This window comes from Streptomyces omiyaensis (assembly GCF_014650895.1).
GTDB lineage: Bacteria > Actinomycetota > Actinomycetes > Streptomycetales > Streptomycetaceae > Streptomyces > Streptomyces omiyaensis.
Window position 1 is genome coordinate 86,755 of sequence record NZ_BMVV01000002.1, and the last position, 11,113, is coordinate 97,867.

The 11,113-nt window shown below is 72.6% G+C and carries 11 protein-coding genes; 7 read left to right on the forward strand and 4 right to left on the reverse strand.

The window, feature by feature from the left end; translation table 11 throughout:
- The first annotated feature begins 67 nt into the window (after positions 1–67).
- On the forward strand, positions 68–1,456 hold the full coding sequence (locus tag IE287_RS03230) for an FAD-binding oxidoreductase (RefSeq protein WP_189847341.1): 1,389 nt from the start codon (positions 68–70) through the stop codon (positions 1,454–1,456).
- 16 nt (positions 1,457–1,472) lie between these two features.
- On the opposite strand, the gene IE287_RS03235 is transcribed toward IE287_RS03230, so the two are convergent.
- Complete coding sequence (locus IE287_RS03235) at positions 1,473–1,964, reverse strand: SsgA family sporulation/cell division regulator (RefSeq protein WP_189847342.1); 492 nt, start codon at positions 1,962–1,964, stop codon at positions 1,473–1,475.
- A 285-nt stretch (positions 1,965–2,249) separates the two neighbouring features.
- Here IE287_RS03235 and IE287_RS03240 point away from each other — a divergent pair, with 285 nt between their 5' ends.
- Positions 2,250–3,647: an RDD family protein gene (locus IE287_RS03240; RefSeq protein ID WP_189847343.1), complete on the forward strand. Its 1,398-nt coding sequence runs from the start codon at positions 2,250–2,252 to the stop codon at positions 3,645–3,647.
- 78 nt (positions 3,648–3,725) lie between these two features.
- Entirely contained in the window at positions 3,726–4,382 is a 657-nt protein-coding gene (locus IE287_RS03245; RefSeq protein WP_189847344.1) for an RDD family protein, read from the forward strand.
- A 21-nt stretch (positions 4,383–4,403) separates the two neighbouring features.
- Here IE287_RS03245 and IE287_RS03250 read toward each other — a convergent pair whose 3' ends face one another.
- Entirely contained in the window at positions 4,404–4,682 is a 279-nt protein-coding gene (locus tag IE287_RS03250; protein ID WP_189847345.1) for a hypothetical protein, read from the reverse strand.
- Between the two features lie 361 nt (positions 4,683–5,043).
- Here IE287_RS03250 and IE287_RS03255 point away from each other — a divergent pair, with 361 nt between their 5' ends.
- The gene (locus tag IE287_RS03255; RefSeq protein ID WP_189847346.1) at positions 5,044–7,488 is read left to right on the forward strand and encodes an immune inhibitor A domain-containing protein; all 2,445 of its coding nucleotides are present in this window, start codon (positions 5,044–5,046) and stop codon (positions 7,486–7,488) included.
- Between the two features lie 145 nt (positions 7,489–7,633).
- A complete protein-coding gene (locus IE287_RS03260; RefSeq protein WP_189847347.1) occupies positions 7,634–7,951 on the forward strand; it encodes a hypothetical protein in 318 nt (105 codons plus the stop codon).
- Positions 7,952–8,025: 74 nt separating this feature from the next.
- On the opposite strand, the gene IE287_RS03265 is transcribed toward IE287_RS03260, so the two are convergent.
- Both IE287_RS03265 and IE287_RS03270 read right to left on the reverse strand, forming a co-directional pair.
- On the reverse strand, positions 8,026–8,625 hold the full coding sequence (locus IE287_RS03265; RefSeq protein ID WP_189847348.1) for an isochorismatase family protein: 600 nt from the start codon (positions 8,623–8,625) through the stop codon (positions 8,026–8,028).
- A 93-nt stretch (positions 8,626–8,718) separates the two neighbouring features.
- Positions 8,719–10,047: a nicotinate phosphoribosyltransferase gene (locus tag IE287_RS03270; protein ID WP_189847349.1), complete on the reverse strand. Its 1,329-nt coding sequence runs from the start codon at positions 10,045–10,047 to the stop codon at positions 8,719–8,721.
- Positions 10,048–10,145: 98 nt separating this feature from the next.
- Between IE287_RS03270 and clpS the strand changes: the two genes are divergently transcribed.
- Both clpS and IE287_RS03280 read left to right on the forward strand, forming a co-directional pair.
- Entirely contained in the window at positions 10,146–10,451 is a 306-nt protein-coding gene (clpS, locus tag IE287_RS03275; protein WP_189847350.1) for an ATP-dependent Clp protease adapter ClpS, read from the forward strand.
- On the forward strand, positions 10,451–11,035 hold the full coding sequence (locus tag IE287_RS03280; RefSeq protein WP_189847351.1) for a DUF2017 domain-containing protein: 585 nt from the start codon (positions 10,451–10,453) through the stop codon (positions 11,033–11,035). Before clpS ends, IE287_RS03280 begins: the two co-directional genes overlap by 1 nt.
- The last annotated feature ends 78 nt before the right edge of the window (positions 11,036–11,113 follow it).

Sequence of the window (11,113 nt, forward strand, 5' to 3'; positions counted from 1 at the left end):
CGAAGAGCACACGAGCCGCTCGCCCCGGCGGGTTCACACCGTTGGCCCCCGGTGCCAGGCTGGGAGCATGGACGATCTTCCGACGCCCCACGCGGCCCTCCACGCGGCTCTCCGCGCCGGGCTCCCCGCCGACGCCGTCCTCACCGATCCGGACGTCACGGCCTCCTACGCCCACGACATGGCGAGCTTCTGCGCGGCCGGCACCCCCGCGGCCGTCGTGCTCCCGCGCACCGTCGAACAGGTGCAGCACGTCATGCGGACCGCGACCGAGCACCGCGTCCCGGTCGTGCCGCAGGGCGCCCGCACCGGCCTCTCCGGGGGCGCCAACGCCTCCGAGGGCTGCGTCGTGCTCTCCCTCGTCAAGATGGACCGGATCCTGGAGATCGACCCGGTCGACCGGATCGCCGTCGTCGAACCCGGCGTGATCAACGCCGTCCTGTCCCGCGCCGTGAACGAGCACGGCCTGTACTACCCGCCGGACCCCTCCAGTTGGGAGTCCTGCACCATCGGCGGCAACATCGGCACCGCCTCCGGCGGCCTGTGCTGCGTCAAGTACGGCGTCACGGCCGAGTACGTCCTCGGCCTGGAGGTCGTGCTCGCCGACGGGCGGCTCCTGACCACCGGCCGGCGCACCGCCAAGGGCGTCGCCGGATACGACCTCACCCGGCTCTTCGTCGGCTCCGAGGGCAGCCTCGGCATCGTGGTCAAGGCCGTCCTCGCGCTCAGGCCGCAGCCGCCCGCCCAGCTCGTCCTCGCCGCCGAGTTCCCCTCCACGGACGCCGCCTGCGCCGCCGTCTGCGCGATCATGGAGCGCGGACACGCCCCCTCGCTCCTCGAACTCATGGACCGCACCACCGTCCAGGCCGTCAACCGCGTGGCGCGCATGGGGCTGCCCGAGTCCACCGAGGCGCTGCTCCTGTGCGCCTTCGACACCCCGGATCCGGCCGCCGACCTCGCCGCCGTCGGCGCGCTGTGCACGGCCGCCGGGGCCACCGAGGTCGTCCCCGCCGCCGACGCCGCCGAGTCCGAACTCCTCCTCCAGGCGCGCCGGCTCTCCCTCACCGCCCTGGAGACCCTCCGGCCGGCCACGATGATCGACGACGTCTGCGTGCCCCGCACCCGGCTCGCCGAGATGCTCGCCGGGACCACCGCCGTCGCCGAGAAGTACGCGCTCACCATCGGCGTCTGCGTCCACGCGGGCGACGGCAACACCCACCCCGTCGTCTGCTTCGACCACACCGACGAGGACGAGTCCCGGCGCGCCCGCGAGTCCTTCGACGCGATCATGGCGCTCGGCCTCTCCCTCGGCGGCACCATCACCGGCGAACACGGCGTGGGCGTCCTCAAGAAGGAGTGGCTCGCCCGCGAACTCGGCCCCGTCGGACTGGAGCTCCAGCGCGAGATCAAGCGGGTCTTCGACCCGCTGGGCCTGCTCAACCCCGGAAAGCTCTTCTGAGCCCACCGGTACGGGCTCACAGCTCGCCGTCCTGGGACTCGTCCGACGGCCACGGGTCGCGCAGCCACAGGTCGTCCCCGACCACGGTCGTGGCGAGCAGCTCGGCCAGCCCGTCGTCGATGCCCAGCCGCTCCGACTCGGTGCCCGGCGGGACCGTGCGCAGGGTCCGCTCCAGCCAGGCGGACACCTGCGCCGACGGGGCCTCCAGGAGGGCGTCGCCGTCGGGGGAGGAGAGGGCCATCAGGATGACGGCGCGGCCGTCGACCTTGGTCGGCCAGATCCGCACGTCGCCGTGGCCGCAGGCGCGGAAGACGCCCTCGACGAGGAGTTCGCGGGCGAAGGTCCAGTTCACCGGGTGCTCGGAGCCGATGTGGAAGGTCATGTGCACCGCGTAGGGGTCGTCGGTGCGGTAGGCCAGCCGGGCCGGCACCGGGACCGAGCGCTCGGGGGAGAGCACCAGCTTCAGCTCCAGCTCGCGCTCGACGGTGGTGTGCTCGGTGTTCCGCATGGCTGACTGCCTCTCGGGTAGGGGCCCCGGACGGGCCTTCACCTGGAGAGAGCGGAGTCGGCCGGGTTCATTACGCGACTTCGGGAAGTTTTTTCCGGGAAGTTCCTCCCGGCGCCCCGCCACCCCGCGTTCCCGGGCCCGAACCTCACGGGGAGTGAGCGATTCCGGCGTCCTTCGCCCGAAGGCGGGCTTTCTCGCGGGCTCTTTCCTCCCTCGCGGAGGTTCTTCGTTACTGTGCCTCCTTAGTGTGGTGACGGAACGTTGTGACTGAACGGAGTCGGGGCAGTGGCTACTCCTCCCGGAGGCGGCGGCGAGGTACCGCAGGCGGGGTACTACCCCGATCCGTCGATCCCCGGATACATCCGGTACTGGAACGGCGGCTCCTGGGTGCCGGGCACGAGCCGGCCCGCCCCGCAGGACGGCGAGGCCGCTCCGGTCCCGCCCGCCTCGGCCATGCCCGCCGGGCCCGTCCTCGCCCCGAGCCCCGCCCCGGCCCCGGCCCCGGTGCCGGAGCCCGCGCCCGAACCCACCCCGGACCCCGCACCGGCGGCCGCCCCGGCGCCGGCCGCCGTCGACGAGACGGGGCCCGTCTTCTTCGACGAGGAACCCCTCGTCCGGGAGCCCGCCTCCGCCTGGCGCGCCGACGCCTCCCGGCAGTACGGACCCGCCGCCGGGCCGGACCGCCCCGCGGCCTGGGGCGCCCCGCGGCCCGCCCCGGCCCCCGCGCCCGCCGCCGAGCCGGCGCCCGCCGTGCCCGACCCGAGGTCCCCGGTCGAGTGGCCGGCCGCCCCCGCGCAGGCCGCCGCGCCCGCGCCCGCCGCCGACCCCCGGCGGCCGAGCTCCCCCGCCCGCCTGGGCGGCATGCCCGTCACCCCGGCGCCCACGCCCGCCCCGGCGCCCACGCCCGCCCCGGCGCCCACGCCCGCCCCGGCCCCGGCTCCCGTCCACGAGGCCCCCGCCCCGGCCCCCGCGCCGGTACGGCCCCAGCCCCAGCCCCAGCCCCAGCCCGTGCCGGCCCCCGCGCCCGCCACCCCCTCCTGGGCCCAGCCGCAGCAGGCGCAGCCCCACGCACAGCAGGCGCACGCACAGCAGGCGCAGGCACAGCCCCAGGCACAGCAGGCGCAGGGCCGGCAGCCGGTCGTGCCGTGGAAGCCGCCGGTCGAGGACCCCTTCCTCGCGGCCGTCCGCGAGCAGTCCTCCGCACCCCCGGCCGGGCTCGGCCGCCGGCTCCTCGCGCGGATCGTCGACACCCTCCTCCTCGGAGCGGCGGCGGCCGGCGCGGCCTTCCCCTTCGTGACCGCCGCCCTCGACCACATCGAGGCCAAGATCGAGGCGGCCAAGCGGTCCGGCGTCACCGTCCAGGTCTGGCTGGTCGACGGCACCACCTCGGTCCAGTTCGGCATCGCGCTCGGCCTGCTGCTCGTCCTCGGCGTGCTGTACGAGGCGCTGCCCACCGCCAGGTGGGGCCGGACGCTCGGCAAGAAGCTCTGCGGGATCCAGGTCCGGGACATCGAGGGCCACGAGCCGCCGACCCTCGGACGGTCGCTGCGCCGCTGGTTCCTGTACACCTTCCTGGGCCTGCTGGTGATCGGCGTCCTCAACGCGGTCTGGTGCGTCTTCGACCGCCCGTGGCGCCAGTGCTGGCACGACAAGGCGGCCCGCACCTTCGTCGCCCGGGCCTGATCCCGGGCCCCGCGGGGGCGTCCCCCGAACGGGCGTCCATCCGTTGCGGGGCCCCGGCGGCCGGGATGCGATGCCCCCATGAGCACCGACCAGCCGCCGCCCGGACCGCCCCCCGACGACGACCCGTTCGCCAAGCGGCCCCAGGACCCGCCGCCGGGGCCCCCGCCGGGCCCCCCGCCACCGGGGAGCCCGTACGACTCCCCGTACCCGCCGCCGCCCCCGTACGGCGGCTACGGAAGCGGCTACGGCGGCACCGACCCGCTCTCCGGGATGCCGCCGCTCGCCGAGTCCGGGCGCCGCATCCTCGCGCGGCTCGTCGACTGGCTGATCGTCGCGGTGCCGCTGGCGATCATCGGCATCCCGTTCGACGTCTACGACCGGGCCACCCAGGACGACGCCGACTTCCAGGACGCCTTCACCGGAGGCACCTCGATCGTCTTCCAGCTGCTGACGATCGTCGCCTTCGTCGCCTACGACACCGTGCTCACGGCGAAGAACGGACAGACCCTCGGCAAGCGGCTGATGAAGCTGCGCGTGGCGATGCTCAACGACGGCTCCACGCCCCCGATGAACCAGTCGCTGCTGCGGGCGGTCGTGCTCTGGCTGCCCGCGCTGATCTGCTGCGCCTGCCTCTGGCCGCTGCTGCTGCTCATCCTCATCCTGGTCGACAAGCCCTACAAGCAGGGCCTGCACGACAAGGCGGCGAAGACGGTGGTGGTCACCGTGCCGCGGTAGCGCCCGGCGGAACGGACGGACTCACGGACCGGTCCGGTTATCGGCTCCCGCGCCCACCTGCGCGGCCGGTACCCGGACCGCGTCGTTCCCGGGCCGCGCGGCGGTGGTGCCGGGGGTCTTGACGGGCCGCGTCCCCGAGGGCATCGTCACCGCCACGAGAACGCCGAGCAGCAGTCCGGCGAGACAGGCCGCGGCGATGCCGGGCGGCCCGGTGGCGCCGGTCAGGAGCAGGAGCGCGGCGGTCGCGAGGACCACGACGGCCGAACCGTAGGCGTACTGCGCTGCGTTCGGACGCTGCATGACGGATACCGCCCCTCCGGACTCCCGGTCGACTCTACGACGCTCGATGCCCGGGAGGAACGACGGGTAAGCGTGACCTGACCCACGGTGCCGGAGCACGGGGGGCGCACGGGTGGCACGGGCGCGGCACGGACCCTCCGCCGGGCACCGCGCGAACCCGAACTTTCCGTTCCTTTACCCGGCTTGACCGTCCGCATACCGGATTTCGACACCCGCATAGTGCACTTGGTGTGTGCAAGTCAAGATCTGTCTTTTCTCCTCTCTCTCCGGTCGAATGTCGTCACTTGTGACGCGCGACCCCGCCGGACGGACACCCCACCTCCTGGTCCGAGGCGCGGGCGCCGGGGAGGAACGACACCAAGTGACCAACAGACGACGGGCGATTCGGGCATCCGCGGTCGTCGTGGCGCTGGCCGCCACCGCCGCCACCGCCTCGACCTTCAGCACCGCCTGGGCCAACGAGGACGGCAGGATCACGGCGGCGGACGTCCGCCACGACCCGGCTCCGGGCCACGACCACGGGCACGCCCCGGACAAGACGACGGTCGACCACGACCTCGACGGCCCCTTCAGCAAGCAGCAGGCGCAGCAGCGCAAGGCCGCGCTGGAGCAGGTCCTCGGGGGCAAGGCCACGATCGAGAACCGCGGCGGCTCCAAGGTCGTCAAGCTCGACGCGAAGAAGTACGTCGAGCTCGGCCGCGAGAAGACCGACAAGATCTTCACCATCCTGGTCGAGTTCGGCGACCAGGTGGACACCACCACCCTCGTCGACCGCAAGGACGACGACACGGACGAGCTGAAGCCGAAGTTCGGCGGCACGCCCGGCCCGCTGCACAACCAGATAGCCGAGCCCGACCGGTCGAAGGACAACTCGACCGAGTGGCAGGCCGACTACAACCAGAAGCACTTCCAGGACCTGTACTTCGGCACCGGCAAGGACAAGAAGACCGGTCAGCAGAAGCACTCCCTGAAGACCTACTACGAGCGCACCTCGTCCGGCCGCTACTCGGTCGACGGCGCGGTCTCCGACTGGGTCAAGGTCCCGTACAACGAGGCCCGCTACGGCTCCAACTACTGCGGCCAGACCAACTGCGCCAACGTGTGGGACACCGTCCGCGACGGCGTCAACGCGTGGGTCGCCGACCAGAAGGCCAAGGGCAGGACCGACGCCCAGATCAAGGCCGACCTGGCGACCTACGACCAGTGGGACCGCTACGACTTCGACGCCGACGGCAACTTCAACGAGTCCGACGGCTACATCGACCACTTCCAGATCGTCCACGCGGGCGAGGACGAGTCGGCGGGCGGCGGCGCCCAGGCGACCGACGCCCTGTGGGCGCACCGCTGGTACGCCTACGGCACCAGCGCGGGCAAGACCGGCCCGGAGAACAACAAGGCCGGCGGCACCCCGATCGGCGACACCGGCATCTGGGTCGGCGACTACACGATGCAGCCCGAGAACGGCGGCCTCGGCGTCTTCGCCCACGAGTACGGCCACGACCTCGGCCTGCCGGACCTGTACGACACCGCGGGCGGCGAGAACTCGACCGGCTACTGGTCGCTGATGTCCTCCGGCTCCTGGCTGGGCCTGGGCAAGGACTCCATCGGCGACATGCCCGGCGACATGAACGCCTGGGACAAGCTCCAGCTCGGCTGGCTCAACTACACCAAGGTGAGCAACGAGCAGCGCTCGTCGAAGTCCACCCACAAGCTGGGCGTGGCGGAGTACAACACCAAGAACCCGCAGGCACTCCTCGTCGAGCTGCCGAAGAAGGCTGTCACCACCGACATCGTCGCCCCCGCCGAGGGCGCGGCCCAGTGGTGGAGCGGCATGGGCGACGACCTCAAGAACACCCTCACCCGCCCGGTCGACCTGACCGGCAAGTCGTCCGCCACCCTGGCCTTCAAGGGCTGGTACGACATCGAGGCCGAGTACGACTACCTCTACACCGAGGTCTCGACGGACGGCGGCGCCAACTGGACCGCCCTCGACGGCACCGCCGACGGCAAGCCGATCGACCGTGACGCCGCCGGCACCCCGGCGCTGTCCAGCGTCTCCGGCGGGTACAAGTCGCTCTCCTTCGACCTCTCGTCGTACGCGGGCAAGAAGTTCGACCTCCGCTTCCGCTACCAGACGGACGGCGGCCTGGCGCTCAAGGGCTTCGCGGCCGACGCCATCACGCTGACCGCCGACGGCGCCACCGTCTTCTCCGACGACGCGGAGAACGGCGACAACGGCTGGACGGCCAAGGGCTTCACGCGGATGGGCAAGGGCTTCACGAAGGAGTACGAGCAGTACTACATCGCGGAGAACCGCCAGTACGTCTCGTACGACGCCACCCTCAAGGTCGGCCCGTACAACTTCGGCTTCACCGGTGACAAGGCGAGCTGGGTCGAGCACTACCCGTACCAGAACGGCCTGCTCATCTGGAAGTGGGACCTGTCCCAGAAGGACAACAACACCTCCGCCCACCCGGGCCAGGGCCTGATCCTCCCGGTCGACGCCCACCCGACGCCGCTGAAGTTCAAGGACGGCACCCTGATGCGCAACCGCGTCCAGGCGTACGACTCCACCTTCGGAACGTACCGGACGGACGCTTTCCAGCTGCACAAGGCCGACGTCCCGACCTGGATCCGCTCGCTTCCGGGCAACCCGGTCTTCGACGACCGCAAGGGCACCTACTGGTACCAGGAGACCGAGCGCGCCGGCGTCAAGGTCACTGACACCAACACCAAGATCGAGGTCGTCAAGGAGCCGAAGAGCGGCGAGACGATCACGGTCCGCGTGGGCCCGTCGACTCGTTGATCGACTAGAGATTCGATAGAACCGCAGGTCAGAGCATGATCGGCCGTCGCCCCCTAGCGGGCGGCGGCCGATCGTGTTTAGGTGCAGCTGACCGAGTTCTCACGGACTCCTTATTGACAGTCGGCTCACGGGGGAGTGGTTCCGCATGCCCGGTGGAGGGTTCTGCAAGTTGCCGGGAGGCAGCGTGGTGGTCGCGATAGGGCTGCCCAGCCCGGCCGAAGACGGCGCGAACGTACGCTTCCTCGTCCACGCCGCGAACCGCGCCAGGGCCCTGACCAGGCTCCGAAACCTGGGTCTGCGGTCGGTTTACCTGCGGGGGAACGCCGAGCCGCCCACGCCGGACGAGATCACGGCCGTGCTGCACCACCCGGACGGACTCCTGTGGAGATCGGCGCCGGGTGCCGCCCAGGAGCTGTGGCACCCGGCCGGGACCCTGCCGAAGGCCCCGGCGGCCCGCGCCTAGCCGCGCCGGGACCCGGAAGGGAGGGCCGGGCCGTCCCTTCCGGGCCGGACCGGGCCGGACCGGGGAGAGGCGGCCTAGGCGACCACGGGGGTGCCCGTGAGGGCCACGCCGGCCTCGCGGAGCTCCACGAGGGCCCGGGCGGTGGTCTCGCGGGCCACCCCGGCGGTGAGGTCGAGCAGCACGTGGGTGCGGAAGCCCTCGCGGGCCGCGTCCAGGGCGGTGGCCCGGACGCAGTGGTCGGTGGCGATGCCCACCACGTCGACCTCGGTCACGTCCCGCTCGCGCAGCCACTGCGCCAGCGTCTCGCCGTTCTCGTCCCGCCCCTCGAAGCCGCTGTACGCGGCGGCGTAGGCGCCCTTGTCGAAGACGGCCTGCACCGCCCCGCCGGCGACGGCGGGGGCGAAGTTCGGGTGGAAGCCGACGCCCTCGGTACCGGCCACGCAGTGCCGCGGCCAGGAGTCGACGTAGTCGGGGGCCTCGCCCTCCGGGGCGAAGTGCGCCCCCGGGTCGACGTGGTGGTCCCGGGTGGCGACGACGTGCCGGTAGGCGGCACCCGCCGCCTCGCCCACGAGTTCGGTGATGGCGGCGGCGACGTCCGCGCCGCCGGCCACCGCGAGGCTGCCGCCCTCGCAGAAGTCGTTCTGTACGTCCACGACGATCAGTGCGCGGTGCATGGCGGGCGTCCTCGGGTGGTCGGAAGGGGTGGGACCGAGCCTAGAGACTTCCCCTCCGGATCGGGAGGGGGCCGCCGGGCCCGGGTGGGGCGGCTACAGGTACTCGGTCGGCAGCACCGGCTCGCCCCGGGAGAGCTGGATCGCCGACATCGGCAGGCCCGCGCGGGCCGCGATGTGACGGGCCCGGGCGGCCTCCAGGGGCTCCCGTGCGACCACCTCGCCGCCCTTGACCAGCTCGACCAGGAGCTGGTCGGCGGCGAGCGCGTCCGGGACCGCTCCGGTGCCGATCACCTCGGCCTCGGCGACCCCGTCCGCGTCGCGGCGGCGCGCGGCCCACTTGCGGCCGCCGACGGAGGCCTTGCCGCCCAGCGACTTCTTGGCGACCGGCACCAGCGGGGCCTTCGGGTCGGCCGAGGCGGCCCGGGCGACCAGCTTGTAGACCATCGAGCAGGTCGGGTGGCCGCTGCCGGTGACGAGCTGGGTGCCCACGCCGTACGCGTCGACCGGCGCGGCGGCCAGCGAGGCGATGGCGTACTCGTCGAGGTCGGAGGTGACCACGATGCGGGTGTCGCGGGCGCCGAGCTCGTCCAGCTGGGCCCGGACCCGGTGGGCGACGAGCAGCAGGTCGCCGGAGTCGATGCGGACGGCGCCGAGCTCGGGCCCGGCGATCTCGACGGCGGTGCGGACCGCCTCGGCGACGTCGTAGGTGTCGACGAGGAGGGTGGTGCCCCGGCCGAGGCTGTCGACCTGGGCCCGGAAGGCGTCCCGCTCGCTGTCGTGGAGGAGGGTGAAGGCGTGCGCGGAGGTGCCGACGGTGGGGATGCCGTAGCGGAAGCCGGCGGCGAGGTCGGAGGTGGAGTCGAAGCCGCCGACGTAGGCGGCGCGGGAGGCGGCGACGGCGGCCAGCTCGTGGGTGCGCCGGGCGCCCATCTCGATGAGCCGCCGGCCGGCCGCGGCGGCCGACATCCGGGAGGCCGCGGCGGCGATGGCCGAGTCGTGGTTGAGGATCGAGAGGATCACCGTCTCCAGGAGCACGCACTCGGCGAAGGAGCCCTCGACGCGCAGCACGGGGGAGCCGGGGAAGTAGACCTCTCCCTCGGGGTAGCCCCAGATGTCGCCGGAGAAGCGGTAGCCGGCGAGCCACTCCAGGGTCGGCTCGTCGACGATTCCCCGCTCGCGCAGGAAGCCGAGGACGGCCGGGTCGAAGCGGAAGTTCTCGACGGCGTCCAGGACGCGGCCGACGCCCGCGAGGACGCCGTACCGCCGCCCCTCCGGCAGCCTCCGGGTGAAGACCTCGAAGACGGAGCGCCGGTCGGCGGTGCCGGCCCGGAGGGCCGCCTGGAGCATGGTCAGCTCGTACTGGTCGGTGAAGAGCGCGGTCGACGGCACGTCCACCGGGAGCCCAAGGTCCGCAGCGTTCATGCCGACGATGCTAGCGCAGAAATCGTCAGTTTGACGAATACTCCGCTCCGGGGTGCCCGTTTGTGCGACGGGGGGACCCGGGTGGCAGCATGGGGTAAGTGAGCATCGCGCCTATCGAGATCGAACGGACCGAGTCGGCCGAGGAGGTCTCCGCGGTCGTCGAGCCCGACGTCCCCTGGGTCACCCTCGTGCACAACGACCCGGTGAATCTGATGAGCTATGTCAGTTACGTCTTCCAGGCGTACTTCGGCTACTCCAAGGACAAGGCGCACAAGCTGATGCTCGACGTGCACCACAAGGGCCGCGCGGTGGTCTCCAGCGGCACCCGCGAGGAGATGGAACGGGACGTGCAGGCGATGCACGGCTACGGACTGTGGGCGACCCTCTCCCAGGACCGCGGCTGATGGCCGGCCACTTCGAGCTCCTGCCCGGCGGCGGGGCCGCCGTCGCCCTCGACGAGGTCGAGGTCTCCATCCTGCGCTCGCTCGCCGTCCAGCTCCTGGAGCTGATCGGCCCCGGCGACGAGCCCGACGCGGACGCCGACCCGCTCGCCGCCCTCTTCGCCGAGGGCCCCAGCGAGCCGCCGTCCGATCCGGCCCTGCGCCGGCTCTTCCCCGACGCGTACGGGGACGACACCGAGGAGCTGCGGGCGGCCGCGGCCGACTTCCGCCGCTTCACCGAGAACGACCTGCGGGCCCGCAAGCGCGAGGACGCCCTCGCGGTGGTGCGCGCCCTCGACGGGCTGGCCGGCGGCGAGGGGCCGGAGGCGGCGGCGGTCCTGAAGCTGACCCCGGACGAGTCCCGGGCCTGGCTCGGCGCCCTCAACGACCTGCGGCTGACCATCGCCACCCGCCTCGACATCACCGAGGACGAGGAGAGCGAGCGGCTCTACCGGCTGCCGGACAGCGACCCGCGCAAGCCGATGGTGATGGCGTACCTCTGGCTCGGCGCGCTCCAGGAGTCACTGGTCGAGACGCTGATGTCCTGAAGGACCGGCGCGGTGGGGCGTTCGCTCAGCGGACGCTCAAATCCGGATAACGAACTCGTTATCAGAGTGAACACCTTG